Genomic DNA, 26443 nt, shown 5'->3' with positions numbered 1-26443 from the left:
TCCTCGAACCTACCCACACCGAAGGTGTCGTTGTCCGGGTCGGCGGTCTCCATCTCGATCGGCTTGCCGTTCGACATCATCGGCTTGGCCGCACCCAGCGCCACGCCGCCATCGGCCTCACGCTTGAAATAGATATTGAAGAACGCGGCGAACCGGTGCCACGCCACACCCCAGTCGATATTGCGGCTGACCACCACGACCCACACCAGCGCCGTCATCAGCTTGCAGAACGCGAAGACCGAGACCGCCGCGGCGCTCGCGGGCAGCAGCTTGGCGATATTCATGCTGACGAAGTCGCTGGCGGCATGGTGCTCACCGGTGTAGGCCTGCACCAGTGCCTTCACACCGACCATGCTGATGCCCTCGGCGAGCACAATGAGCTCGACGAAGTAGGCCGCCAGGAAGTTGGAGCCGGAGAACCGCGAGAGCCGCGCGGGCCGCCGCGGGTGGTTGGCCTGCCGAATGATGATGAGCGCCAACGCACCGACGATGGTGCCCAGGCCCAGCAGCTCGTCGAGCAGGTGATAGACGAGGGTGTCACCGATCCACGGCCACGTGAAGGTGGGGCTGAAGATCTGCCCCTGCGCCTGGAAGACGGTGACGAACCCGAGCAGGAAGCCGACCATGACCAGCCAGTGCGCCCAGCCGACGGTCCGGAACTTCACCATGCGGGTGTGCGCCGCGAATTCCTTGACCAGGGTGGCGATTCGGGGCAGAAACGGCCCGAACCGGTCCGGTGCCGGCTGCCCCAGCCGGATGGTGCGCACGATATTGCGCACCGCCAAGACGAACCCGGCCCACGCGGGCACACCGACCAGTATGGAGATGATGCCCAGCGTTATTTGCAGGGGGCTCATGCAGTGGCCTTTCATTCACGAAGCGACGCTGTGTCGCTCGGCGCTCGTCGCATCATAACCTGAGCTAAGTTACCCACGGGTAACTAATCTCAATCTATGTTACCAGCGGGTAGGGTATCAGCATTCTCGGCGGATCGAGGCGCCCCACGCGCGCCGGATATGGTGTGCCGCAAATTCATTCGATACGACCGCGCTCATCTCAGCGGAACCGGCTCGTCGGCACGATGGGGCGCAGCGGATTCCGGGAGCGCCGGGCATAGGCGGCCGGGTCGATGCCGCGCAGTCGGCAGATCTCGGCGAGCCCGCCGGTCAGCAGCAGGTCGGCATCCGCCAGCGCGCGCACGGTTTCCGCGCCGAGCACCACCATGAGCTGCCGGATCTGCGTGAGCCACGCGGTGATCGCCGCGATCAGCGCATCGACACCCTCGGACTCGAGGATCGTCAGGAAGTGCCCGGATACCCCCACCGCGCGGGCGCCGAGCGCCAGGGCGCGAACGACATCGAGTGGAGTGCGCACCCCGCCGGAGGCGAGCAGCGTGACACCGTTCGTCAGGGCCGCTTCGGCTCCGTCGACCAGGCAGGCCGGGGTGGACAGGCCCCAGTCGGCCGGCAGGCCGAAGTCGGCTCCTCGTCGCCGGGCATTCTCGATCAGCGCGAAATTCGTTCCGCCATTGCCGGATACGTCGACGATCCGCACGCCGAGCTCGGCCAGCCGCGTGACCGTGTCGGCGCTGATTCCGAACCCGACCTCCTTCACGATCACCGGTATGCCCAGCGTCTCGGTGAGGCGAGCGATATGGCGCGGCCAGGCCGAGAAGTCCCGATCGCCCTCCGGCATCACGATCTCCTGGATCGCATTGACGTGCACCTGCAGTGCGTCTGCACCCAACAGCTCCACCGCGCGCATCGCCATCTCCGGTGTGGCATTGGCGTTGACATTGGCGATGACGTAACCGTCCGGATTCTCGCCGCGCAGCACCCGGTAGGTCTCGGCCACCGAACCGTCTGCCAGGTATGCGCTCATCGAACCCGACGCGATCGCCAAGCCGGTCTCCCGCGCGGCGATGGCCAGCCCACGATTCACCTCGCCGGTGCGGGCGCTGCCGCCGGTCATCGCGTTGATGTACAGCGGCACCGGCCACGTCGTGCCGCCCACCTCGGTGGCGAGCGAGACGGCGTGCTCCGCGGTGCCCCGCAGGGCGTGGTGGACGAAGGCGACCTCATCGAACGGAGACGGGCGATGCCCGGCCATCGATTCGCGATGCTGCGCGACGGCCAGGCGGACATGATCGTCCTTGCGGCTGGCATAGCTCATCTGATGCTCTCTTTCCTCTCGGGTACCCGGAGATTCAGCGGTTCGATGCCGGCGGCTCGCCAGCGCTGCCGCAGGGTCGGCGCGCGGGCGGGATCGATCAGGGCGATCCCGCAGTCGCCGCCGCCCGCGCCGGAGCTCTTGGCCGCGGCACCGAGTTCCTCGGCCAGAGAGCGCAATCGAGACAGTTCGGGGCTCTCGATGGCGGTACCGGATACCGCGGCCAGGTCACGCAGCAAGCGACCGGCGGTGCTCAGCGCGAGCTCGGCCGCTCGATCGTCGCCGGAGCGGCACGCCGTCGCGAACTGCTCGACGCACTGATCGCTGGCGGTGACGAACTGCCGATAGGCCGAACCATGGTGTCGGACGGCCCGTTTCATGGCCGTGACCAGCGCGCTCGAATCCGCTGGTCGCCCAACCCATCCCACTTCCAGGGACAGCTCGCGAGGGGGCGGTAGCGACTGTACCGTCAGATGTTTCCACGGCCGCCGGATCAGCGCCCCGAGTTCGGTGTCCGGCCGCGCCAGCGCCGCGGTCAGGGCCGCGCGATCCGGGGTCCGGTAGTACACCCAGCCGCCGTGCGCCGAGGCCGCGACATCACCTCCGGAGCAGTTGCGATCCACCGAGAACACCGACAGCAGAGCCAGTTTCGTCTCGATGTCCGGATCCAGCGGCAACCCGTAGGCCCGGGCGACAGCCCGTACCACCGCGACGGTCACCGCTCCGGAGGACCCCAGCCCGTATTTGCGTCCGGTGGCGGAATCATCCAGTTGGGAGTCGATTTCGAGGGTGAAGCCCACCGGCTCGTGCCCTGACTCGGCGGCGTAACGATCGACGATGGCCAGGGCCGCCAGCACATGGGACAACCCGGCCGCTTCGGCTGACCTCACCGAGACGGGCTCGAAACCCGTTTCCCGGCAGACGAATTCGGTTGGACGACCGGGGGCGCGGCTGGTCATGATCGTCCGGACAGCGGGACCGTTCGAGCTCACCGGGGTAAGGCGCACGCGCACGTAGCGATCGATGCCGACCAGCACCGCCGCGCTGCCCGGCTCCAGGACCGCGTATTCGCCGACGATGTACAGCTTGCCCGGAACAGCAACGGTGATCATCGTTCTCCGCTGTCGGAGACGGCGGCACCGGGCCCGGCGGTGGTGACCACGATCCGCTCCACTCCCCCGGCCACCTCGGCGACGGCCGCCGCGACGACGGCGCTGTCGCGGGAATCGCACAGCACCTTCACATTCGGACCGGCGTCCATCGTGGCCCAGGCGCCGATGCCCGCGGCACGCAACTCCAGCACGAGGTCCAGCACACGCAATGTGCCGGGTGCGAAATACCGTACGGCCGGTCGGGCGCCGAGCATGGTGGCATGCATCCCGAGGGCGTTGGCCTCGGCGATCTCCCCGACGGTCGCCAGATCGCCCTCGCGCAGCGCCGCCCGCATGCGGTCCAGGTCTCGGCCGGACTCCGCCACCCACGGCGGATAGAACGGCGACGTGGCCATGGTCCGCCGCATGGCTTCCCTACTGGGAACCGCCTTTTCGCGGGTATCGACCAGGGCCACCACCAGCGCCGGGTCCAGCAGCGGCGCCTCGATCGGCTCGGCGAAGCTGCTCAGGTCACCGGCCGCGCCGGCACCCACCCCACGCCACCACACCGCGAAGCCACCGAAGACCGAGCGTGCCGCACTGCCGGACCCGCGACGCGCCAGCCGGGACAGCGCCGCTCGATCCAGGTCCAGTCCGTAGGCGGTCGCGGCGGCCAGCGCCAGTGCGGCGAAACCCGCTGCCGAGGAGGCCAGTCCGGCTCCGGTCGGCACCGTGTTCACGGTGTCCACCACCGCGTACCGCCGGTCGCCGGACCGCTCGCGCACCAGCTCGAGAAACCGCGAGACCGGCGCGGCGAATGCCTCGGGTGCCGGGGCGCCGGCGAAGGTCACCCGGTCGGCGGTCGGGCCCGGCCCCACCGTGACCCTGGTCGTGGTCGGGAATTCCCGCAGGGTCAGCGACAGGCTGGTGGTCATGGGCAGGTGCAGGACCTCGTCCCGCTTGCCCCAGTACTTGATCAGGGCGATATTCGGATGCGCGATCGCCGCAACGGAATTCATACGTCCACCGGATTCAACGGAACCTCGAGACAGCGCTGGGCACCCGCCGCGAGCAGTGCCGCGCGGATGGCGGGGGCGTCGGTGGTCAGTGCGATGACGCAGCCGCCGAGTCCGCCGCCGGAGAGTTTGGCGCCCAGAGCTCCCCCGGCCAGCGCGGCGGCCACCAGCTCGTCGACGGCCGGGCAGCTGACGCCCAATCGCACCAGAATCCGCTGTGCGCCGGTCATGGCATCGCCCAGCTCGGCGAACCGCCCGAGCCGCAGATCCTCGGCAGCACCGTGGGTGAGCTGCCCGGCCCGCTCGAGCAGATCCTCACCTGCCGCGCCGAGGGCGTGCAGTCGCCGGCGCGCGGTCGCTACCGCCTCTCGGGTGCTGCCCGCCACACCGGTGTCGCCCACCACCAGGACCGCTCGATCCGCGCTGTGCGCCACCGGAAGTGGCCGCGCCACCCCGTCCTGGAACCAGAGCGGCCCGGCCGAGCCGATCACCGTGCGCGCGTCCACACCGCTGGCGTTCCCGTGCGCCAGCGCCTCCGATTCCTGAATCAGCGCGAAAAGTGTTTCGTCGGAAAGCTTTCGATCCCACAGATCGGCGACCGCCCTGATGATGGCCGCCGCGATCGCCGCGCTCGAACCCAGACCCCGCCCGCTCGGGATATTGCTGTCGACGGTGATGGCCAGGCCGTCATCGGGAACCCGGAGATGGTGGCAGACCGCCGCTACCGCCAGCCGCGACACCGCGGTATCGCCCGGCCCCGCAGCCGGTCCCCGACCTGCCGCGTTCGTCGACTCCACGGTGACCGGGCCCCTGGATCGGCGCGCGGTGGCGGTGACCCCCACGAGCGGCACCGGCAGCGAGATCGCCGGACGACCGTAGAGCACCACATGCTCACCGAGCAGGATCAGTTTGGCGACAGCCCGGCCATGACCGAGGGTGGGGTCCGCCGACCGTTCAGCACCCATCCTCATGCCTGGATCAGGTGACATGCCTCGTACATTCGCGAATGCTCGGCAACGGCCCGCAAACGGAACGGTCCGGCCCCGTCGACCGCCAATACCGTCGATGAACCGTCCTCGGGCAACTCGAAATCCCTTATCTCACGATATCTTTCGTAGGAGATCGGCTCCCGTCGCGCGATGGCGGACTGGTTGGCCGAGGTTCGCAGTCGCCGCCGATATCCCGGCACCATCGACAATCCGAAAAACTCCGCGACACAACCCGATCCGTAGCTCAGCATTCCGACGGAGCGCCCGCCGAGGTCCTCGGCGTGGTCGAGCAACGACATGAGGCCCACGTACAGCGAGGCCGTATAGCTGTTGCCGACAAGGCGATTGTAGATAGTGGTATGTGCGAGGTCCGCGTCCAGCCGCGCGCTATCGGTGTCGATACCGTGGATTTCCAGCAACCGCGCGTGGGCCTTGTAGGCCATTCTGGTGAACGGCTGGTGATAGCAGAACGCCGCGAAATCCTGGATCGCCCGGCCGCCGCGGACTTCGTAGTCCTTCCAAACCTGTTCCACCGCTTCGAGATACAACGAGACCGACAGCTTGCCGTCCACCATCGGTGTCGAGCGGTAGTTGGGTCGCCAGAAGTCCTGCACATTGGCGGTGTACAGACCCGACACGGGCTCGAGGACCGCGACAGCTGGGTCCGCCGACACCAGCATGGCGACGGCGGCCGCGCCCTGCGTGGCCTCGCCGGCGGAACCGACATCGTATTTCGCGATATCGCTGGCGAGCACCAATACCTTGTGGTCGGGGTCGCGGTGCACGAGTCCGGCCGCGAAGTGCAGCGCCGACGTGCCCCCGTAACACGCTTGCTTCAATTCCACCGCCCGCGTCGAGGACGGTAAGCCCAGCAGGTCCTGCACATGGATCGCGGCCGCTTTGGACTGGTCGATCCCGGTTTCGGTGGCGAGCAGGACGGCGCGGATATCCCCGGCATCGTGCTCGGCCATGATCTGCTTCGCCGCAGCGGCGGCCATGGTGACGATGTCCTCGTCCGTCGCCGGGACGGTCTGCGTGCTCTGCCCCAGACCGATGGTGTACTTGCCGGGGTCGACGCCGTGCCGCTCCGCCAGCTCCTCGAGGTCCAGCGCGTAATGCCCGGTCGCCAACGCGATATCGTGAATTCCAATAGGAGACACCACGTCAATTCTCTCTATCCGATGGTGGGCGTTCGAAATTCAGATGCGTCCGCATCAGTTCGCCGGCGTTCGTCTGGGCCGCCAGCAGCGACAGTTCGCCGCACAGCACCGCCGCCGCTGTCACCACGGCGAGCCGGCGGGCGTTCGCCCCCGTCGCCCGGTCCGCACCGCAGCCCAACCTGGCGAGATTCGCCGCGGCGAAATCCAGTCCCTTTCCGTTTCCGACGGTTCCGACAATGATGTTCGGCAGCGTGCACGAGAAATAGAGATCACCATCGCGGTCCTCGGCGTGCGTGATGCCCTGCGAGCCCTCGACGATATTGGCCGCATCCTGGCCGGTGGCCAGGTAGACCGCCAGCAACATGTTCGCGTAATGCGCGTTCGCGGAACGGATTCCGCCCGCCAGACTCGTTCCGATCAGGTTCTTGCGGACATTGAGAGCCGCTACCCGCCGCGCGGTCGTGTGCAGATCGTTCGCCACCACGGCACGCGGGATCAGCAGTTCGGTCACCACGTTCTTGCCGCGGCCGAGAATGCCGTTCACCGCGGACGCCTTCTTGTCCGTGCAGAAGTTCCCCGACACTGATTCGTAACGCAGACCGGGGAATACGCGCACCAGGTACGCGAGAAGGGCATCGGCGGCCAGGGTCGCCATATTGTGGCCGGAAGCGTCGCCGGTAGCGAATTCGAATCGCACGAACAGCAGATTTCCGGCGATCTGGTGCCGGACATCCAGGAGTTCGGCATAGCGGCTGCAGTCGGCGACGATCCGGCGCATCTCCCCCATGGAATCCCCGAGCCGGCGGACCGCCGCCAGTGCCGCACCGGCGTCGTCGGCCTCGAGCAGGACCGACCGGGTCATCCGTTCGTCGACGAGCGTGCACACGACGCCGCGGTCGCAACGCCTGGTGATCTTGGCGCCGCGCGCCACCGACGGCCACAGCGGTGACTCGTAGGTGGCCAGCGGGACCTCGATCGGTTCGTCCACCACATTGCCAGTGATCTTGATCGGGCCCACCCAGCGCAACGGGACGACCGCCGCGTCCTTTTCACGCTCGGTACCGGTCATGGACATCGAATCTCCCCGAGCATATTTGTGTGATTGCGATTTACATATACGGAAACCGAAGTCGGCCACGGTATTACCGCACATGTCGATCTTCGGGACAAGGGCCGAGCGCACGTCGCCGATCCCACCGAGTGACGTATCCGACTGTGAGCCTGCACAGTGCACCCAACCACACCCCGTCAGGTCGTCTGTCCTGCAGCGATGGCTCGAATCACGCTGTGCAACTGCGGCTTTCGCCCAGTTGCACAGTCCAGGGAGTGGCGCACGGCCTGTGGATCGACACACTCTCACGGCACACAGAACGGTGGGCGATCACAACAACCATGCCGACCGGTCGAGTCCTCTTGCCGGAAGGGTGAGGCTGCGGTAATTTTCGAATTCTGACCCTGTAAGACCAAGGGGCACTACATATTTGGAGCACTCCTCGAAATTGAACCGCGTCAGAACAACCTTAGAGATTGCATCGCTGGTTACTATCGGCTCCCCGAGATCCGAGGGTGAGGATCATTCGCACATCGAAAGGTTGGTCGAGGCCGAGTGGCCTTTGCCGCCCATTCTCGTTCATCGGCCCACAATGCGGGTCATCGATGGATTTCACCGCACATTCGCCGCGCGACTGAAGGGATTCACACATATTGATGCATATCTGGTGGACGGTTCCGAGGAACTCGCATTCATCGTCGGGGTACGCGAAAACACAACCCACGGCCTGCCGCTGTCCCTGAGCGATCGGCGCGCTGCCGCGGAACGCATCATGCGGACGCATCCGCACTGGTCGGATCGTTCGATCGCGACCACCGCCGGCCTGTCCGCGAAGACCGTGGCATCGATCCGCGGCCGGATCGACGACGATTCGCGATCGAGCCATCGCCTGGGAAGTGATGGCCGCCTACGACCCGTCGACACCAAATCGGCCCGGCGCACCGCAGCCGAGCTGATCCTGGCGCGCCCGGACGCATCCCTGCGCAGCATCGCTCAAGAAGTCGGCTTGTCCCCGTCCACCGTTCGCGATGTTCGCGCCCGGCTCGAACGCGGGGAGGATCCGCTCGTTCATTCGAACGAAAACAGAACTCCCCGTACCCCACCGGAGTCGGAGAGCAAACTCTCGGACACCCCCGATCGGCTGACACCCCCTTCGCCTCCCGAGAAGCCGGCGGATCTCGGCGCCCTGCTGGCCCTGCTGGCCCGGGACCCGGCGCTGCGTATGAGCGCCAGCGGCCGCGACCTCCTGCGCTGGATGCATCAGCACGCGGTGAAGAGCACCGATATCGAGAAAATAGCCGACGCCATGCTCCCGCATACCCGGGACCACATCATCGAATTCGCGTATCAATGCGCGGTCAATTGGTCGAATATCGCCCAGGATCTGCAAAATCGCCCGGGCGCGACGCAGAACAACTAATTACTGGAGTAGTCGACATGTCAAAGATTGCAGTCCTCACGAGCGGCTTGCAGTACGATATCGTCGGAAAGAATCCGGAACGTCGGGCGGCGATCGCCGCGGCGACCGCACATGTGGCGGGATTCTTGTCCGATCTGCGGAAACGCGGCTATCCCGTCTTTCACCTGCAGCTCATCAACGAACCCGACGATCCCCTCGCCGAGCGGTACGACGGCCGTGTCCCCGCGCTGCGCGGCACGGCGGGCGCCGAGGTGATCCGGGACTTCCTCGAGCCGGACGATATCGTTCAGGAGCGGAGCAAGGACAGCGGATTCTACGAGACCGATCTGCACGAACGGCTCCAGGCAATCGGGGTCGAGACCCTGATTCTCATCGGTCTGCAAACCCAGATCTGCATTCAGACGACGGCGGCCGACGCATTCTTCCGCGGATACATTGTCGGCGTGCCCAGCGACTGCGTATTCTCCGCTGTCGAAGCCGATCGGCAGCGCGCACTCGAATGGCTCGAGGGCTACTGCGCCACGGTCGCCGATTCCGAGGAGATTCTGCGGACGATCGATGAGAACGGCGGTCTCCCCCGGAAGGAGACCAAGACACCGTGACCCTCGCAACCCAGCAGATCCAACTCGACCACGGCACCGGCGCGACACTGTCGAGCGAACTCGTGGCATTCATCGCGGAGACCTTGGGCGACGTCTATGTGGGCGAGATGGAGGACAGTGCCGTCCTCGCGGTGGAGGGCAGCCGTATCGCGATGACCACGGACAGCTTCGTGGTCGACCCTCCGTTCTTCGGCAATGGCGACATCGGAAAGATCGCGGTGTGCGGAACCGTCAACGATCTCGCGGTCTCGGGAGCGGCTCCGCGGTATCTCACGCTCGGAATGATCCTCGAGACGGGACTGCCGTTCGACCGCCTGTCCCGAGTGCTGACCTCCATCAGGGACACTGCTCGCGAAGCCGGCGTGCAGATCGTGTGCGGCGATACGAAGGTCGTGCGTGCCGGGGAAGCGGATCAGTTGTACCTCAACACAAGTGGGGTCGGTTTCTTCGGCCGGGAGCCGCTTCGGATGGACGCCGTGCGCCCCGGGGATGCGGTCATCCTGTCCGGTCCCCTCGGTAATCACACTGTGCATCTGCTGTCGATCAGGGAGGGTCTCGGCTTCGAAAGCCGGGTCCTCAGCGATTGCGCACCCCTCAACACCATGATCGACGGCGTTTTCGCCGCGGTGCCGACCGGATCGATTCGCTCGATGCGCGATGTCACCCGCGGCGGACTCGCGGCGGTGCTGCACGAGTACGCGGGCAAGTTGGACAAGACAATCCGGATCGAGGCTCCGGCATTGCCCATCCAGCACGAGACCGCGATGGCTGCGGACATGCTGGGGATCAATCCACTGCACTGTGCCAACGAGGGCTGTGTGGCGATCTTCATCGATCCCGAGGCGACCGATCAGGTGCTCGCCGCGCTCCACGCGCACGAGTACGGCCGGCACGCCGTGGCGATCGGCGAAGTGACCGCACTCGATGGCGCGGTGGTCGTTCTCCGGGATTCCGCCGGCCGCGAATCCACACTGCAACCTCTCCGCGGCGCCGAGCTGCCCCGGCTGTGTTGAACCGATGTCATGACCGAACATGCGACCTGGAAAATCAGGGTTACCGGCGTCGTTCAGGGCGTGGGCTATCGCCCGTTCGTCTACAAGCTCGCCCGTGAAAGGCACTTGGCCGGATGGGTTCGCAACGATCCCGAGGGCGTGCTCATCGAGGCGAGCGGCCACGAGTCCGTGCTGCGACGCTTCAGCGAGGAATTGGCGAGCAAGGCTCCGGAGTTGGCCCGCGTCGACGGGGTGGTAGCTCTCAGCAGATCGGCGGGGCGGTCGGCGGCCACCGATTTCGAGATCGTGCACAGTGCGCACAGCGGAGCGAAAGTCGCTCTGGTGCCCGCGGATACGCATGTGTGTGCCGACTGTCTGGCCGAGTTGCGCGATCCGGCCGATCGCCGTTACCGGTACCCGTTCATCAACTGCACGAACTGCGGTCCACGGTATTCGATCATTCGCGGACTTCCGTACGACCGGTCGCAGACCACGATGCGCTCGTTCACCATGTGCCAGAGGTGCGACCGCGAGTATCGGGATCCGATGAGCCGGCGCTTTCACGCACAGCCCAATGCCTGTGCGGACTGCGGACCTCGTCTGTTCCTCGCCGACCGGCAGGGAGCGGTCCTCGAGGGCGAGGACGCATTGCGCCGGTGCGCACGGGAATTGACGGCGGGGCGGGTCGCGGCCATCAAGAGTGTCGGGGGCTTCCACCTCGCCGTGGATGCGTGCCGCGCCGAGTCGGTGGCCGTGCTCCGCGAGCGCAAACGCCGGGATTCGAAACCCTTCGCCGTCATGGTTCGGGATCTGGCCACCGCCCATCGGATCGTGGAACTGTCCGCAGCGGAGGAAGCACTGCTGCGGTCGCCCGCGCGGCCGATCCTGTTGGCGCGCAAGCGTTCCGGCGCGCTCCCGGAAAGCGTCGCCCCGAGGAATCCGAATCTGGGCCTGATGCTGCCCTCGGCACCGCATCATCACCTGCTGCTGGACGAATCCGGTCTGGACACGGTGATCATGACGAGTGGAAACATCTCCGGCTATCCGATAGTCCATCGCAACGAGGATGCGCTCCGACAGCTTTTCGAGATCGCCGACGTGATCCTCTACCACGACCGTGAAATCGAGATCCGGGTCGACGATTCCGTGGTCCGGTTGTCCGCCCACGCCGAGTTGGACGGGCCCCTGGTGACGTTCCTGCGCAGAGCGCGCGGGTATGCGCCCTATCCGGTGGACGTCGGTCGTCCGCTGGCTCCGCTCGTCGCCTATGGCGCCGAACTCAAGACGACGGTGGCCCTCTCCGCCGGTTCCCGGGTCTTCCTGAGCCAGCACATCGGCGACCTGAAGAACGACGAAACCTTTGCCGCTCATCGCAAGACGGCGGCACACCTGGCGTCGCTCTATGATCTGGAGCCCGCGGCGGGTGTCTACGACATGCACCCGCAGTTCCGCTCCAGCAGTGCGCACGAGGGCATCGGCGAACCGGGCGATCCCGTGTTCGTCCAGCATCATCACGCTCATATGGCCGCGTGCATGGCGGAGAATCGGCTCACCGGACAGGCCATCGGTGTGGTGTTCGACGGAGCCGGCTACGGCACCGACGGCACCATCTGGGGCGGGGAATTCCTGGTGGGCGGCTTCGAAAAGTTCGATCGGGCAACGCATTTGCGACGTCTGGCACTGATCGGCGGTGACCGAGCGGTGCACGAACCGATTCGAACCGGGGTATCGGTCGCCCTGGACGCATTCGGCGATATCGACACGGCCGTCAAGGCGTTCCCGGCGATCGGCCGGCTCGAGCCGGATCGCCGGCACGTGTATTCGACGATGCGAGCGCAAGGAATCAATTCGCCCGAGGTATCGAGCATGGGCCGGCTCTTCGACGGCGTGGCCGCCCTCCTGGATATCTGCTGCTACGCCGAGTACGAGGCCCAGGGCCCGATCGAGTTGGAGGGCCTGCTCGAGCGTGACCTCGCCATGGCCGACGGATACGAGTTCGACTACACCACAACCGAAGTCGACTTCGGACCGGTGATCCGCGCGATCGCCGCGGACCTCGCCGCCGGCCTGCCGCTCCCGCAGATCAGCCGTCGGTTCCATTCCGGTGTGGTCACCATGGTCCGGCGGCAATGCCGCGAGATCTCCCGTGCCACCGGCATCCGGCAGGTCGTCCTCTCCGGCGGCGTATTCCTCAACGAATTCCTCCTGGTCAACTCCCTCACGATCCTCGAGCGCGACGGATTCGACGTCTACAGCCACCGCCACGTCCCCCCGAACGACGGAGGCATAGCCCTCGGCCAGCTGCTTGTCGCGGACCACCGGCGCGCCCTCGGGAACGGACGGGTCGGGTGAGGGCCGAGGTGTAGTTGGTGGACTCGCGCCCGCCGAGCTGATACCCGTCCTGCACCGACCGCACTGCCCTACGCTGACCGCCATGGAAGCAGCCGACGTCCTCGACCTGCACCGGGCCTGCGCCCGGGCCGGCATCACGATCTGGATCGACGGCGGCTGGTGCGTGGACGCGCTGCTGGGCGAGCAGACCCGCCCGCACAGCGACCTGGATATCGCGGTGCGCCGCGGCCAGGCCGATCGGGTGCGCGAAATCCTCACGGGGATGGGCTATCTCGCCGACCCCCGGCCGGACCGCACGGCGTGGAACTACGTCATGTCCAAGGGCCCGGACACCTCGGTCGACATTCACGTGTTCGACCACGACGCCGACGGTCGTGTCACCTACGGCATCGAATATCCCGCCGATTCCCTGACCGGCACCGGCACCATCGACGGCGAAAAGGTCGACTGCATCGCGGCCCCTTGGATGTTCACCTTCAAAACCGCGTACCCGCCCGCCCCCAAAGACCGCGCCGACGTCCAGGCCCTCGCCGCCAAATTCGGCTTAGCCATCCCCGACTCGCACCGATAGCCGGAACTACCAGCGGACCATGGGCATCGGGCGCGTCGGATGGGTCAGCGCATACCGGGCGGCTTGCCGGGCCAGGAATGCGTGGAATCCGACATAGGGCAACTGTGCGACAACAGCTTTCACCTCGGCCGGGGTCACCGGTCGATGAAGCAGCCCGCGTGTCACATCGATACGGTCGGCGATGCGGAAGGTCTCGGCCAACCGATCGTCGACGCCGCGAAGGCGATGATGCTCGAGCACCATCCGACGTGCAGTCTCGATATCGCCGATACCGAATTCAGCAGCGTGACCGCCCACCAGATCCGCCGACGCATCCAAATAGTCCCAGCTTCCCCCCGTCCAGATCCCCAGATCGTGCACCGCCCACGCCAGCGCCGCGACATCCGGCACCGCCTCCCCCAGCAACAACTGCTGATAGTTCAAACAGCGCAGCACATGATTCCGGTACACCGGCAAGGAATCACCGATCTCCCGCCGATGCTGATCGAGCACGGCATCCACAATCGGATGAGAACCCAGGATCTGCATCCGATCATCATGTCGCATCGACCCATGATGCGGTGGGTATGCTCGTCATCCCAGCGGTCGGCCAGGCGATGTCGTCGACGGCGAGCCAGGAGGTTACGGCGACGGCGGTGGGGGTGATGCCGGAGAAGGCGACTATGTCGCGGTGGAGGTGGGATTGGTCGGCGTAGCCGGATTCGGCGGCGACGCGGGCCGGGTCGGTGCCGGCGGCGAGGCGGTGGACGGCGTGGTCGAAGCGGATCAGGGTGGCGGCTCGTTTGGGGGGCAGGCCGAGTTGGGTCTGGAATCGGGACCACAGGCGTTTGCGGGTCCAGCCGAGTTCGTCGGCGAGGGCGTCGACCCGGACCAGGCCGCGACCGGAGCGGATGCGGCGCCAGGCCCAGACCACCTCCGGGTCGGCCGATGGCGCGTCCGCGTAGCGGCGGGCGAGCAGGGCCTCGATCAGTGCGAAACGTTGGTCCCACGACGGGGTTTCGGCCAGTTGTTCGCGGATGAGCGCGGACTCGCGACCCCACAGGGCGTCCAAAGGCACCAGGGCATCGGATAATTCGGCGAGGGAGACGCCCAGGAGCGGACCCGCGATCAGGGGAGACAGGCGCACCTGCACGCATTCGATCTGCGCGCCGCGCACGCGCCGGGTGCCGGTCCCGAGCCCGCCGACCAGGCTGCCCCCGCAGCGGCCTGCAGCGTCGTCGACGGTGACCGCGCCGGGGCCGAACTCCAGCAGCAGGGTGATGTCGGGATGCGGCAGCGCCAGCTGGTCAACAGGATTCACCCCGTGATCGCGGAACCCGGCCATGCGGATGCCGGGGAGCCGGCCGGGCCGCGAGGGGCAGACGACATCCCAGACAGGTTCGGGTGCGGTGACGCGCACGCCTTCATGGTGAAGGCCGCGGAACATTTGTTCAAGCCGGGAGGTAGCGGCGACGGCGACAGTTAGTGCGTGAATTCTTCAGCTCTACTCCCCGACCATTCGCAGCCAGCGCAGGCCGGGCGCCGCGCCCGGAAACGCGGCCCGCGCCGCCCGATAGCCGCTGCTGTCGTCGGCGCGATGCTCGTGCTCGGCAGCGCAGCGGTGACGGCACCGCAGAGCGCCGCGGCCACCGGCGATTCGACGCTGACCATCGACGGCCAGGACATCCATGTCAGCCAGGACGGTCCCACCGGCGATCCGGCCCTGGTATTGATCCACGGCCTCGGCGCCTCCGCCCACTGGTGGGACCGGCTGACTCCACTGCTGCCCGGCTATCACGTCATTCGCGTCGACCTGCTCGGCCACGGCGGATCCGCCAAACCCGTGGGTGACGAGTATTCGATTCCGCAACAAGGACATCGGGTCGCCGGTGTGCTGGACCAGCTCGGCATCCGGCACGCGCTCGTCGTCGGCCACTCCACCGGTGGCGCGGTCGCCACCTCGGTCGCCGAACAACGCCCCGATCTGGTGACCGGCCTGGCCCTGATCGACGCCGGCCCCGCCATGAGCGACGACACCTCCGAAAGCCCGGCCTCCCAACTGCTCACCACCCCCGGCGTCGGCGACCTGCTCTGGCAGGTTCGCACCGACGACCTCCTGCGTCAGGCCCTGCACAGCGCCTTCGCCACCGACACCTACCCGATACCCCAGCAGTTCGTCGACGACCTGCGCGGCATGACCTACCACGCTCTCATCGCGACCGACGCCGCCAGCACCGACTACATCACCCGGCGCACCCTCCCGGACCGCCTCACCGACCTCGGCAAACCCCTCCTGGTGATCTTCGGCGACCAGGATCGCCGCTGGCGCCCCGACACCGCCACGGACGAATACCGCAGCGTCCCCGGTGCGACAGTAACCACCATCCCCGACGCAGGACACTCCCCCTTCATCGAGAACCCCTCGCGCACCGCCGCAATCCTGTTGCCCTTCACCAGGATTCACGCCTCGTGAGCGGCCCCGAAACCGTCAGGAGAGGACCACGCGGCGTCGGGATCGAGCGCGGGCCTATGGTGGTCACAGGGAAAGGCAGGTAGCTGAGCCGACGGAGGCGGTCGTGGCAACCGAGGACAGGAAGCGAGCAGCACACCGCGCCCTGGTGGACCGGGTGCTGAACGGGACGGGCGCGGCGCCGGAAGACCTGCGCGCCCGCGCCTTTCACAATGCCGATCTTCCGCCCCCGTTGCGCGAGCTCATCGACAAGGTCGCCACCAGGCCGACGCAGACCGCCGACGCGGACTTCGCCGCCGCGGAGGCCGCGGGCTACAGCCAGGATCAGCTCTTCGAGCTGGTCGTCTGCGCGGCGGTCGGCCAGTCGGCCCGGCTGTACGAGGCCGGGCTCGCCGCCCTGGCAGCCGCAGAGGAGGACGCCTGATGCGCCCGGATGTTCTCAACGACGGCTACCGCCCGGCGACCAAGCTCCTGTTCGGCCTCATCAGACTGTTCTCCCGCCAGCCCGTGCCCGATGCCGCCAAGCTGGTCTTCTACCGCCCCGACTTCTATGGCGCCCCGGCGAAAACCTTCACGCACGAGGCCATGCGCGGCCCCTCGGCCTGGTCGGTCGCCGACCGGGAACTGATGGCCGCCTATATCTCCAAGGTCAACGAATGCGACTTCTGCATCGGTGCGCACACCGCCACCTCCGCCCAGGCCTACGCGGATGACGACCGTGTCCGATCGGTGCTGACCGATGTGGATTCGGCGCCGATCGAGGACGGTCTGCGGGCAACCCTCCGGATGCTCGGCATACTCACGCGCGAGGGCGCGGTGACCAGCGCGGACATGCGCAACGTGCTATCGGCCGGCGTCACACCGCAGCAGATCGAGGACGCCCTGGCGATCTGCGCAGCGTTCAACACGACCAACCGTCTCGCGGACGCCTTCGACTTCGCACTCCTCAGCCCGGCGGCCTTCCGGGCGGGTGCCGAGTACCTGCTCAAACGCGGATACCGCTAGATCATCGGTCCTGGCAACGATCACGGTGTTTGGTGGTGCGCTTGTAACGGCGGCCGCTCGGGATCGGTTGGGACGCATTGGATCTGCGGAGTTCGTGACGCTGACGCCACGCGGTGAGGTCGGGGCGTTCCGCCGGTGCCGAGCCGGCACTATCGGCAGGTGCGGGCTTCATGGGTCCCCCCTGGGTGATTCGAATCCGTGGACGCGAACACGGTAGGGGGTACAACGCCCGGGCTCCAGCGAATATTGCCGGAGCCAGGGTCAGCGGGTGGCGCCGGAATCCGGCAGCGAACCGGGAGCGTCGAAGGGCACCACGGGTTCTCGCACGCCCATGGCCTGCTGCGCGCCGCCTGGGTACGGACCGTAGGTGATGGCGGAACCGTACTGGGGCCCGGCGAGCACGGCCGGATCGGGGCGGCTGCCGCCGAACGGGAGGAATTGGCCGCTACCGAGATCGTCGGAGGTGCTGAGGGCGGTCAGCAGGAGCGCCACCACGGCCGCGGCCAGCGGCTGGGCGATCAGCGCGGCCCAACCCTCCACGGCGGGAGCGAAATTCACGATGGTGTGGAGGGCGGGATGCTGGGGGCGGGTGTGCAACTGGTCGGCGACGGCCTCCCCCACCACCTTCATCAGGAGGGCGCCGCCCAGCGAGCCGAGCAGAATGCCCGACAGCAGCACGGGCCCCCGTGCCCGGCGCCAGCGCCAGGACGCGGCCGTGCCGAGGACACCGAGCACGATGCCGATCAGCACGAAAATGGCGAAGGCATCGAAACGATGCATGCTCTCGCCGGTGAGGGCGGTGCCGCGGTCGGTTTCGACCACCAGCAGCTGCTCGGCGGGAGCGAGGAACGCCCACACCACCCCGGCCAGGGCGCTCACCGCGACGAGGACGGTGCACACCACCGCCGCCGCGCGCACTTCCCGCATCAGTACGTCGACGCGTAGTCCGCCCGGCTCGGCGGTGAGTGTGGTTGCCACTAGCGGTGTTCCAGGCTCGTGGAGTCGAGAACACCGTGGCGGGAGCATTTCGCCCACCAGCCGTCGGGGCTGACCTGCACGATCATGCGGCGGCCGCACTGTTCGCAGAAGCGCGGGGGCTCGAGGCCCAGAGCGGCGGCCGCGGGAACCGGATCATCCAGACCCGGCACGATCCGCTTACCCGTGAAAGGGTTGTAGCGCTCCTCGATGTCCACGATCACCTCGATGGATCCTTCGTGTCTCAATAGCAGTGCACGGTAAAGCGGGCCGGAGAGACCGTACCGCCACGGTACCGGTTTTCCATAGCCCGCTCGTCTCAGAGGGTTTCGTTGAGCGCCTTGATCGGCATCTTGAGCTCACCGAGCAGATCGATGTCGGCCTCGGCGGGACGGCCCAGGGTGGTCAGGTAGTTGCCGACGATGACGGCGTTGATACCACCGAGGATGCCCTGCTTGGCGCCCAGGTCGCCGAGGGTGATCTCACGGCCGCCCGCGAAACGCAGGATGGTGCGCGGGAGGGCCAGTCGGAAGGCCGCGACGGCGCGCAGGGCGTCGGCGGCGGGCAGCACCTCGAGGTCGCCGAAGGGGGTGCCCGGGCGCGGGTTGAGGAAGTTCAGCGGAACCTCGTCGGGCTCCAGTTCGGCCAGCTGCGAGGCGAATTCGGCGCGCTGCTCCAGGGATTCACCCATGCCGAGGATGCCGCCGGAGCAGACCTCCATGCCCGCCTCGCGCACCATGCGCAGGGTGTCCCAGCGCTCGTCGTAGGTGTGGGTGGTGACCACGTTCGGGAAGTGCGAGCGCGCGGTCTCGAGGTTGTGGTTGTAGCGGTGCACGCCCATGGCGGCCAGCTGATCCACCTGCGCCTGGTTGAGCATGCCGAGCGAGCAGGCGACCTGGATGTCGACCTCGTTGCGAATGGCCTCGACGCCCGCGGCGACCTGCGCCATCAGCCGCTCGTCCGGACCGCGCACCGCGGCCACGATGCAGAACTCGGTGGCGCCGGTCTTGGCGGTCTGCTTGGCGGCCTCCACCAGCGACGGGATGTCCAGCCACGCCGCGCGCACCGGGGACTGGAAAAGGCCGGACTGCGAACAGAAGTGGCAGTCCTCCGGGCAGCCGCCGGTCTTGAGCGAGATGATGCCCTCGACCTCGACCTCGGGCCCGCACCACTTCATGCGCACGTCGTGCGCCAGGCCGAGCAGCTCCTCGAGCCGGTCGTCGCCGAGGCGCAGCACCTCGAGGGTCTGGTCCTGGGTCAGGCCGACGCCGCGCTCGAGCACCTGCTCGCGGGCGATGGCGAGAATGTCATCGCCTGCTGTGGTCACAGCATCGGTGGTGACGGCTGCCTGAGTCATGTCCGCGCGAATCCCTTCATCCGACCGATGTGGCCGAGCAACTTGAACGGTGTTCAGGGTAGGCTAGCAGTCCGGTACGTGAGCCGGAACACGAGAGGGTCGGGTTTTTCAGTGCAACTCCATCGCACGGACGTGGTCGACGGGGCCATCGCCATTCTCGACCAGTACGGTCTGGCGGATCTGACCATGCGCCGGCTGGCAAGCTCGCTGCACGTCCAGCCCGGTGCGCTGTACTGGCACTTCCCCAACAAGCAGGCGCTGCTCGGTGCGATCGCCGACCGGATTCTCGCGCCCATGGACGAACCGGTCCGGGCCGACGAATGGTCCAAGCAGATGACCGAATTGGCGCACCGGCTGCGCGAATGCCTGCTGGCCTATCGCGACGGCGCCGAATTGGTCTCGGCCACCTACGCTTCCCGCCTCACCACCAGCAAGGGCCGGGAACGCCTGGCCAGCGCCGCGATTCGCGCGGGCATGACGCGCGAGGAAGCCGAACTCGCCGCCTACACGCTGCTGTACTACGTGCTCGGCCAGACGGTGGACGAGCAGTCGCGCATCCAGATGGATTCCGCGGGCGCCCTGACCGAGGAGAACTCGCCGCTCTACGACATGCCCGACGCCACCGCCCGTTTCGACTTCGGGCTCCAGCTGTTCGTCAGCGGCGTCCGCCACCTGCTGGGCAGCCGCATCCGCTGATCCGCCCCGCCGCCGACGACGCCGTACGCTGATTCGCCGATCGGGTCAGCGCCCGACCGAGAAGACCGCCGCCTCGTCGGCCTGCACCTGCCGCACGAACGGCACCACCTGCTGCTCGATGACCGTGTTGTACTCCTTCGGCCGCTCGATCGGGTTGGCGTGCCCGGTGGTTCGCGTGGTCACCACCAGCAGTGTCCCGTTCACGCCACCGACCTGGTCGATCAGCGCCTGGTGCGAGTACTCCACATCCACGATCGGATCGTCGTACGGGTTGTGCGGCCGGATGAACACGATGGCCGGACGTGGTTTGCCCGCAGCGGGTTTGGACAGCGCCCGCAGATCGTCGACCGCGCCGCCGGCCACGATGGCCTTGAACTGGGCCTCGATCAGGCCGTTGCTGGCGGCATTGGTGTTCAGGATCTTGTCGCGCAGAACGTTCTGCAGGGCCGCGCGGAACTCGTCGCCACGGATCACATAGCGTCCGCCGACGAAACTCTCATGGCGCGCATACGTTTCCACGATCAGCCGCAGCAGCCGGCTCTCCCGCGCGCCGGGCACCCAGCCCATCCAGCGCAGCATTTCCTCACCCTGGTCGCGGCTCTCGGGGCGGACCGCGTTCAGATCCACCGGCGTGCAGTCCAGGATCACCGCCCGCACCCGCTTCCTGCTGTCCTGGTGCAGGTGCTTGGCGATCTCCAGCGCGATGACCCCGCCCATGCTGTGCCCGGTCAGCACCACGTTCGGCACCTTGGCCGCGTCGGTGACCTTCACGATCAGATCCGAGATGACCTTGGTGTCGATACCGGCATTGTCGTAGCGCACCGCCCACACCGATCCCAGCCGCCGCAGCGAGGGCAGCGCCCGGGCGGTGTCACTGGCGTCGAGGACACCCAGCCCGACCAGATCGAAGACGGCGGTGTCGCCGGCCTGCGGATCCGACGGGCCCGCGATGGGCAGCACGGCGGGTTCGGTGCGCGCCAGCCGCGCCTGCTCCGGCAGCACGTCCAGACCCATGTATTCGGCGAAGGCGCCCAGCGCCACCAGCGGCACCAGGCTCAGCCGCAGGACCAGCAGCCGGGTCCGCCGCCAGCGGACCCAGCCGACGCCCGAACGGGTCGCGCGCAGGCGCGCGCGACGCCGCCGGTCGTCGTAGTCGGCGACGCCGGACGGATTCGGAAAACCCGGCAGCGCCATACCAATCAACTGTACGAATTTCCGGCTGGTCATCCAGGCTTGTTCTGCCGGTCATCTCCTGGTAGCGCACAGGTCATTTCGGTGGGCAGCGGTCATCTCCGCGCAATCCAGCGGGATCGAGGGCGATTTCCCGGGCAGTGTCAGTGGATTTCGCGGGCGGTGTCAGTCCTCGGCGGCCTGCTCGGCGTGCTCGGCGAGTTTGGCCAGGGCCGCGCGGAAGCCGATCTCGTTCTCGTCGGGCGAGAGTCCGGGCGGCAGGTTCTCGTGGTACGCCGTCACGCGGGTCCCGCCCGGGACGTCGTCGAGGGTGTATGTCACCGTCATCTCGCCACGCAGTTCCGGGTCGTCCGTTTCGAATTCGAGGGTCTGCACCACCTCGCGATCGGGCACGACCCGGGCGAACACACCGTGGAAGGTGTCGGTGTGCGGGGCCGTCTTCCCAGCCCGGGTGTGCAGGTCGTAGGTCAGCGAGATCCGGATCCGCCCGCCGACGCGGGGATCGAACTCATGGATGCGACTGGTCATGCCGTCGGGAACCATCCACGTGCGCACCGAATGCGCATCCAGGAGCGCCCGGAAGACATTCGGACGCGGGGCACCGACGAACTTCTCGACTCGAGTGGAAGGCACCGCGCCACCCTACGCCCGATGTGATGAAGATCACGACAACTCCGCCGAGCTGTCCGATACGTCCTCGGGCGCGACCGGCAGCGCGAGCGTGGCCAGGGTGCCGCCGCCCGGCGCCGGAGCCAGGGTCACCGAACCGGAATGGACGGTCGCCACCCATCGCACCAGTGACAGGCCGATGCCGTGATGCCCGCGCGCCCCGACCGCGCCGCGCCGGAAGGGATCGGCGAGCGCGGGATCCAGGCCGGGCCCGTGATCGCGCACCAGCACCTGCCCCGCCGCCACCCGCACCTCCACGGGCGTGCCGCCGTGCACCAGGGCATTGTCGATGAGATTGCGGACCGCCAGGGCCAGCAGATCCGGATCCGCCCGCACCGCAGTGGGTTCCGCGGTGAGGGTGACGTCGCCGCCGCATTCCGCGACCACGCCCTCCACCAGCTGGTCCAGGTACAGGCGCTGCCGATCCAGTTCGCCCACACCGGTTTCGGCGCGGGTACGGGCCAGCAGCCCGGCCACCATGCGGCCCATGCGGTCGGTGAGCGCGCGGGCGTCGGTGACCGCGCGCCGGGTGTCGGCCGGATCACGCAGCGCGGCATCCAGATAGAGCCGCAAAGTGGCCAGGGGCGTGCGTAATTCGTGCGAGGCCTCGGACAGGAAGCGCTCCTGCTGGTCGAGCATGCGCACCGCCGGGCGCATGCTCACCCCGGACAGCAGGTGCCCGGCCAGGGCGGCCAGCGCCACCAGGGTCAGCCCGCCGGCCCACAGGGCCACGACCAGGCTGCGGTGGTCGCTCGCCCCCGGCGCCGGGTCGCCGCCCGCGAAAACGACGGCGCCGACGGTGGAGTCGTTGTCCCAGGCCGGGGCCGCCGCCAGCCGTACCGGATTGCCGTCGCGGTCGGTGCGGCTGTGCCACTGGGTGTCCTCGGCATCGGCGGCCTGCTGCGCGAGTCCGGTCAGGTCCGCGGGCAGTCCGGATCGCCTGTGCACGAACAGTTCCTGCCAGCGGCCGTTCTGGTCGCGGACCAGAATCGCGACGGCGCTGGGTCCGCTCGCCAGATCGTCGTCGCCGCGCACGGTCTCCAGATCGATGCCGCCGTCCTCGTTCCAATACACCTCGCGCGCCAGCCCGGTCACCACCCGGTCGACGCCCGCATCCAGGGCCTTCTCCCGCGAATGCCCATCGATGGAGGCCGCGAGGGACGCGAGCACGATCAGGCAGACGGCGGTCAGCGCGGTGAACAGCCCGGTCAGCAGCCACCGCGTGCGCCGCAGCCGGCCCGGCGTGGTCGGTTGCGACGTGGGCCCGCTTCGCCGCCGGCGGGCGAGCCGGCCGCGCGAATCATGGTCCGCCGCACCGGGATCGGCGTCCGCCGGTCGCGCGCCCGCCTCACCGGGACGGCCGTGGGATGTCGTGCGCCTCCGGAACTTCACGGCGTGATGGTGAAACCGGCGCCGCGGACGGTTTCGATGAGGGGCGGGGCGCCGAGCTTGCGGCGCAGCTGGGCTACCACGACGTCGACCACGTTCGACGCGGGTTCGGCCATTTCGTCCCAGCAGCATTCGATGAGTTCGGCGCGGGTCACGACGGTTCCGGCGCGGACCGCGAGGAGCTCCAGGACACCGAACTCCTTGGGAGTCAAGGTGAGCAGTGTGCCCGCGCGGTGGACGCGGCGGCGCGGCCGGTCCACCACGAGGGTGCCGACGACCGTGCGGGTGGGTGCGGGCAGCTCCCGGCGGCGGCACAGCGCGCCCACGCGGGCGGCCAGTTCGTCCATGGCGAACGGCTTCACGACGTAGTCGTCGGCGCCGTGGGCGAAGCCGTCGAGCCGGTCGGCGAGGGCATCGCGGGCGGTGAGCATGACGACCGGGGTGCGCTGCCCGGAGTCCCGATGGGCGCGCACCAGGTCGAGGCCGTCGCCGTCGGGCAGGCCGCGGTCGACGACCAGGCAGTCGTAGGTGTTGACGGTGATCTTCAGGTCGGCGTCGGCGCAGTCGCGGGCCAGGTCCACGGCGAAACCGGCCGCGCGCAGCCCGGCCGCGACCTCGTCGCCCAGATTCCTGTCGTCCTCGCACACGAGTACCCGCACCTGCGCAATTACAGCATCCGTACCGGTCACGCGGCCACGACCCCGGGCAGCGGACGCGGGGAACCGGGCAGGACGTCCGCGGCCGGGACGCCGAACCAGCTCTCGGCGAGGGTGGCGTAGAACTCGGTCATATCGACCGTGGCGCGCAGATTGCCGTCCGCGTCGAGGGCGTGCAGTGATGGTGTTTCCCCGAAGACGCCGGGATTCGTCGGCCCGAGCAGCAGGGCCGTCCCGGCCGCGCCGTGGTCGAGGCCGTCCGAGTCGTTCACCGGGACGCGGCGGCCGAATTCGCTGTACGCGGCGACGAGCACGCGATCGGCGATACCCCGGGCGGCCAGGTCCCGGCGGAAGGCGGCCAGCGCCGTGTCGAGCTCCCGCATCAGGGTCTCGTAGCGGCGCGGGTGCTTCGAATGGGTGTCGAAGTCCGCGCCCATCGGGACGTGCACGATGCGCAGGCCGTGGTTGTCGTCGGCGAGCAGCCGTGCGGCCAAACGCAATTGGACCCCCAGGTCACTGCCCGGGTAGCCGTCCGCGGCCGCCGGGAGGGTGGCCGCCACATCCGAGAACCGCAGGGCGGACGCGCTGCCCGCCCGGGCGGTGGCGAAGAGCGGTGCGTCGGCGCGGTCGGGGTGCGCCATGGCCCGCTGGGCGGCCAGCCAGGCGGCGCGGACGTTCTCGTCCTCGAAAACCGGGAACAGGCCGTCGTTTCCGGCATCCACGGACAGTGTGGTGACCCGTTCGCAGGCGAGCGCCGGTGTGGCGCCGACACCCAGCGACACGCCCACCGCGGGTGCGGCCGGGTCGCCGAGATGGTCGCAGAGCCGCCCGAGGAATCCGGTGTCCGGGCGGGCAGTGCCCTCGGGATCGCCGGTCTGCCAGCGGTGCAGCATCTCGAAATGCGACAGATCGGGTTTGGCGGTGCCCACGCCCGGAATCACCGAGACGCCTGCGGCGGCCAGTTCTCTCAGCTGCGGATGCAGGCCGAGCGCGCCGTCGATGGCGTGCACGTGCTCGGCGGCGATGGCGGTGCCGCGCCGCAGGTCGCGGTAGCGGGAGTCGGCGTAGGGCACGGCCATCGACAATCCGTCACTGCCGCCGGCCATTTCGATCACCACCAGCCGCCGCTTGTCGAGCGCCGCCGCCCGTACCGGCGCCGGCGGATGCCAGACCTCCGGCGCACCCGACGAGCCGAGCAGCCGATGGCCCGCCACCCCGCCGACCGCGGCCACCGCCCCGGCGCCGATACCCGCCCGCAGCACAGTGCGCCGATTCAACGAGACCATGGAAAGTCCTTCCGGTTCATGCCAGCGTGAATTCCGGCGAGGTGATGACCAGGGCCAGCAGGGCCGTCGCGGCCTGTTCCGGGTACCGGCGCAGTTCGAACGCCAGATCGCGGGCGGCGGTGCGGGTTCCGGGGCTCGGGTCGAAGATCGAGGCGCGGGTGAACGCGGCCGCGACCGGGTCGCCGGTCCCCGCGATCTCGGTCAGCGCAGGCGCGTTCACCGCCAGCGCCGCTCGCACGACGGCCGTACCCGGCGCGACCCACCGACTCCCCGGCGGCCAGCCCGCCACATTCGGCGGATAGAACGGCGATTGACCGAGCGCGGTCATCGTCTCGAAAGCGGTTGCCGCATTGTCGATCCCGCAGACGGCGAGGGCGGCGGTGACCCATTCGACCGGATAGCGCGGGCGCGTGTACCTCGCCTCCGCGAACGACGGATCGTGCAGGATCGCCGCCACCAGGGGCCGAATCTCCAAGCGCGCCTGCGTGAATACCGCAGCCAGCTCGGTCAGCCGCTGGTCCGAGGCGACCCGGCCGACCAGGAAGTGGTGCAGTTTCGCGGCGATGAACCGCGCGCTCTCGGGCCGATCGCACAGCACGTCGACGGCATCGCGGACGGTGGTCACCCGACGTCCCAGCAGCTCCACGGCCCGCTGATTCCCGGATTCCGGATCGAATGCCACCGACCCGTGGTCGTCGACACTCCACCCCGACAACGCGACCGCCGCGGCCTCCACATCCCGCTGCGTGTAGTTCCCCCGCCCAAGGGTGAACAACTCCATGAGCTCCCGCCCATGATTCTCATTGGGCGCCTGCGCTACCGAACCGGCACCGTCGAGCCATTGCAGCATGGCCCCGTCCACGGTCACCGCCTGCGCCAGCTCCCGGAAGTTCCCCAGCGCGAATTTCCGGAACAACAAATGCTGCCGCCACATCAGGTCCCAGGTATCGACCTTGTCGTGACTCGACGTGAAATGCCCATGCCAGAACCACACCATCTTCTCGTGTACCCCGGCCGCCGGATCCGCCACCGCCCGCAGCCACGAACCAACCGGCCCGCTCGACGCGGCATCGGCCTCCTCGTCGAACACCGGCGGCGCCGGCGTCAGCGGAGCGGCGGCCAGCACACTCTCGACGACATCCCCGCCACCGCCCCGGCCCACCAGGTCCTCCACCCGCCCCGGAAAGGGCCCGAAGGTGGTGCGCCGCAACACATGCGCAACGGCAGCCAACTCATCCATGCCCCCAGCATGCGGAACCGCCCGTTAGAAATTCATGAGGCAACCCACCCGCCACCTGTCCTCAGCATCGCGCCGGCGGCACTTCGCGTCGCCGGTGCGGCTAACAGACGGCGAGGA

At 68.1% G+C, this 26443-nt stretch carries 26 protein-coding genes and 1 pseudogene; 9 read left to right on the top strand and 18 right to left on the bottom strand.

Annotated elements, in window-relative coordinates; genetic code table 11:
- The 7 genes and pseudogenes from ACFXIV_RS40135 to ACFXIV_RS40105 form a co-directional block, all read right to left on the bottom strand.
- Positions 1 to 857, bottom strand: a pseudogene (locus tag ACFXIV_RS40135) (Fe-S oxidoreductase); the annotation flags it as partial.
- A gap of 199 nt (positions 858 to 1056) precedes the next feature.
- Complete coding sequence (fni, locus tag ACFXIV_RS40130) at positions 1057 to 2172, bottom strand: type 2 isopentenyl-diphosphate Delta-isomerase (RefSeq protein WP_379401724.1); 1116 nt, start codon at positions 2170 to 2172, stop codon at positions 1057 to 1059.
- Positions 2169 to 3281 (bottom strand): phosphomevalonate kinase, encoded by a 1113-nt coding sequence (locus tag ACFXIV_RS40125; RefSeq protein ID WP_379401722.1) that lies wholly within the window; start codon positions 3279 to 3281, stop codon positions 2169 to 2171. The genes fni and ACFXIV_RS40125 overlap by 4 nt, the downstream gene beginning before the upstream one ends.
- Positions 3278 to 4279 carry a diphosphomevalonate decarboxylase gene (gene mvaD / locus ACFXIV_RS40120; protein WP_379401721.1) on the bottom strand — a complete coding sequence of 334 codons (1002 nt, stop codon included), beginning with the start codon at positions 4277 to 4279 and terminating at the stop codon, positions 3278 to 3280. Before mvaD ends, ACFXIV_RS40125 begins: the two co-directional genes overlap by 4 nt.
- Complete coding sequence (gene mvk, locus ACFXIV_RS40115) at positions 4276 to 5241, bottom strand: mevalonate kinase (RefSeq protein ID WP_379401720.1); 966 nt, start codon at positions 5239 to 5241, stop codon at positions 4276 to 4278. The genes mvaD and mvk overlap by 4 nt, the downstream gene beginning before the upstream one ends.
- A 2-nt stretch (positions 5242 to 5243) precedes the next feature.
- Complete coding sequence (locus tag ACFXIV_RS40110) at positions 5244 to 6425, bottom strand: hydroxymethylglutaryl-CoA synthase (RefSeq protein WP_379401719.1); 1182 nt, start codon at positions 6423 to 6425, stop codon at positions 5244 to 5246.
- A 4-nt stretch (positions 6426 to 6429) separates the two neighbouring features.
- A complete protein-coding gene (locus tag ACFXIV_RS40105) occupies positions 6430 to 7500 on the bottom strand; it encodes a hydroxymethylglutaryl-CoA reductase (protein ID WP_379401718.1) in 1071 nt (356 codons plus the stop codon).
- A gap of 424 nt (positions 7501 to 7924) precedes the next feature.
- Here ACFXIV_RS40105 and ACFXIV_RS40100 point away from each other — a divergent pair, with 424 nt between their 5' ends.
- The 5 genes from ACFXIV_RS40100 to ACFXIV_RS40080 all read left to right on the top strand — a co-directional run bounded on the left by ACFXIV_RS40100 (position 7925) and on the right by ACFXIV_RS40080 (position 13413).
- Positions 7925 to 8896 (top strand): hypothetical protein, encoded by a 972-nt coding sequence (locus ACFXIV_RS40100; RefSeq protein WP_379421419.1) that lies wholly within the window; start codon positions 7925 to 7927, stop codon positions 8894 to 8896.
- Positions 8897 to 8913: 17 nt separating this feature from the next.
- Positions 8914 to 9498, top strand: coding sequence for a cysteine hydrolase (locus tag ACFXIV_RS40095; RefSeq protein ID WP_379401716.1), 585 nt, complete (start codon positions 8914 to 8916; stop codon positions 9496 to 9498).
- Positions 9495 to 10511, top strand: coding sequence for a hydrogenase expression/formation protein HypE (hypE, locus tag ACFXIV_RS40090; protein WP_379401715.1), 1017 nt, complete (start codon positions 9495 to 9497; stop codon positions 10509 to 10511). The genes ACFXIV_RS40095 and hypE overlap by 4 nt, the downstream gene beginning before the upstream one ends.
- 9 nt (positions 10512 to 10520) lie before the next feature.
- Entirely contained in the window at positions 10521 to 12842 is a 2322-nt protein-coding gene (gene hypF, locus ACFXIV_RS40085) for a carbamoyltransferase HypF (protein WP_379401714.1), read from the top strand.
- Positions 12843 to 12924: 82 nt separating this feature from the next.
- Positions 12925 to 13413: a nucleotidyltransferase domain-containing protein gene (locus ACFXIV_RS40080; protein WP_379401713.1), complete on the top strand. Its 489-nt coding sequence runs from the start codon at positions 12925 to 12927 to the stop codon at positions 13411 to 13413.
- Positions 13414 to 13419: 6 nt separating this feature from the next.
- Here the strand turns inward: ACFXIV_RS40080 and ACFXIV_RS40075 are convergent, their stop codons facing one another.
- Positions 13420 to 13941, bottom strand: a complete 522-nt coding sequence (locus ACFXIV_RS40075; protein ID WP_379401712.1) for a hypothetical protein — start codon at positions 13939 to 13941, stop codon at positions 13420 to 13422.
- 7 nt (positions 13942 to 13948) lie between these two features.
- Entirely contained in the window at positions 13949 to 14812 is an 864-nt protein-coding gene (locus ACFXIV_RS40070; protein ID WP_379401711.1) for a helix-turn-helix domain-containing protein, read from the bottom strand.
- Between the two features lie 69 nt (positions 14813 to 14881).
- On the opposite strand from ACFXIV_RS40070, the gene ACFXIV_RS40065 reads away from it, so the two are divergent.
- The 3 genes from ACFXIV_RS40065 (at position 14882) to ACFXIV_RS40055 (ending at position 16867) form a co-directional block, all read left to right on the top strand.
- Positions 14882 to 15865 (top strand): alpha/beta fold hydrolase, encoded by a 984-nt coding sequence (locus ACFXIV_RS40065; protein ID WP_379401710.1) that lies wholly within the window; start codon positions 14882 to 14884, stop codon positions 15863 to 15865.
- 103 nt (positions 15866 to 15968) lie between these two features.
- On the top strand, positions 15969 to 16286 hold the full coding sequence (locus ACFXIV_RS40060; protein WP_379401709.1) for a hypothetical protein: 318 nt from the start codon (positions 15969 to 15971) through the stop codon (positions 16284 to 16286).
- The gene (locus tag ACFXIV_RS40055; RefSeq protein WP_379401708.1) at positions 16286 to 16867 is read left to right on the top strand and encodes a carboxymuconolactone decarboxylase family protein; all 582 of its coding nucleotides are present in this window, start codon (positions 16286 to 16288) and stop codon (positions 16865 to 16867) included. The genes ACFXIV_RS40060 and ACFXIV_RS40055 overlap by 1 nt, the downstream gene beginning before the upstream one ends.
- Positions 16868 to 17128: 261 nt before the next feature.
- On the opposite strand, the gene ACFXIV_RS40050 is transcribed toward ACFXIV_RS40055, so the two are convergent.
- From ACFXIV_RS40050 to bioB, 3 genes are all read right to left on the bottom strand, one after another.
- A complete protein-coding gene (locus ACFXIV_RS40050) occupies positions 17129 to 17845 on the bottom strand; it encodes a DUF2567 domain-containing protein (RefSeq protein ID WP_379401707.1) in 717 nt (238 codons plus the stop codon).
- Positions 17845 to 18060, bottom strand: a complete 216-nt coding sequence (locus ACFXIV_RS40045; protein ID WP_354843205.1) for a hypothetical protein — start codon at positions 18058 to 18060, stop codon at positions 17845 to 17847. Before ACFXIV_RS40045 ends, ACFXIV_RS40050 begins: the two co-directional genes overlap by 1 nt.
- 101 nt (positions 18061 to 18161) lie before the next feature.
- Positions 18162 to 19199 (bottom strand): biotin synthase BioB, encoded by a 1038-nt coding sequence (bioB, locus tag ACFXIV_RS40040; protein ID WP_379401706.1) that lies wholly within the window; start codon positions 19197 to 19199, stop codon positions 18162 to 18164.
- Between the two features lie 111 nt (positions 19200 to 19310).
- Here bioB and ACFXIV_RS40035 point away from each other — a divergent pair, with 111 nt between their 5' ends.
- Complete coding sequence (locus ACFXIV_RS40035) at positions 19311 to 19895, top strand: TetR/AcrR family transcriptional regulator C-terminal domain-containing protein (protein WP_354842849.1); 585 nt, start codon at positions 19311 to 19313, stop codon at positions 19893 to 19895.
- Positions 19896 to 19940: 45 nt separating this feature from the next.
- On the opposite strand, the gene ACFXIV_RS40030 is transcribed toward ACFXIV_RS40035, so the two are convergent.
- The 6 genes from ACFXIV_RS40030 to ACFXIV_RS40005 all read right to left on the bottom strand — a co-directional run bounded on the left by ACFXIV_RS40030 (position 19941) and on the right by ACFXIV_RS40005 (position 26326).
- A complete protein-coding gene (locus ACFXIV_RS40030; protein ID WP_379401705.1) occupies positions 19941 to 21089 on the bottom strand; it encodes an alpha/beta fold hydrolase in 1149 nt (382 codons plus the stop codon).
- Positions 21090 to 21251: 162 nt separating this feature from the next.
- On the bottom strand, positions 21252 to 21719 hold the full coding sequence (locus tag ACFXIV_RS40025) for an SRPBCC domain-containing protein (RefSeq protein ID WP_379401704.1): 468 nt from the start codon (positions 21717 to 21719) through the stop codon (positions 21252 to 21254).
- 30 nt (positions 21720 to 21749) lie between these two features.
- On the bottom strand, positions 21750 to 23147 hold the full coding sequence (locus ACFXIV_RS40020; protein ID WP_379401703.1) for a sensor histidine kinase: 1398 nt from the start codon (positions 23145 to 23147) through the stop codon (positions 21750 to 21752).
- On the bottom strand, positions 23144 to 23833 hold the full coding sequence (locus ACFXIV_RS40015; protein ID WP_379421418.1) for a response regulator transcription factor: 690 nt from the start codon (positions 23831 to 23833) through the stop codon (positions 23144 to 23146). Before ACFXIV_RS40015 ends, ACFXIV_RS40020 begins: the two co-directional genes overlap by 4 nt.
- The gene (locus ACFXIV_RS40010; RefSeq protein ID WP_379401701.1) at positions 23830 to 25086 is read right to left on the bottom strand and encodes a DUF1501 domain-containing protein; all 1257 of its coding nucleotides are present in this window, start codon (positions 25084 to 25086) and stop codon (positions 23830 to 23832) included. The genes ACFXIV_RS40015 and ACFXIV_RS40010 overlap by 4 nt, the downstream gene beginning before the upstream one ends.
- A 16-nt stretch (positions 25087 to 25102) precedes the next feature.
- Positions 25103 to 26326: a DUF1800 family protein gene (locus tag ACFXIV_RS40005; RefSeq protein ID WP_379401700.1), complete on the bottom strand. Its 1224-nt coding sequence runs from the start codon at positions 26324 to 26326 to the stop codon at positions 25103 to 25105.
- Positions 26327 to 26443: the final 117 nt, after the last annotated feature.

The sequence above is a fragment of the Nocardia sp. NPDC059236 genome (genome assembly GCF_042754085.1).
Taxonomy (GTDB): Bacteria; Actinomycetota; Actinomycetes; order Mycobacteriales; family Mycobacteriaceae; genus Nocardia.
The sequence above is the reverse complement of the archived record's forward strand: the minus strand, read 5'-3'. Positions and strand labels throughout refer to the sequence as shown.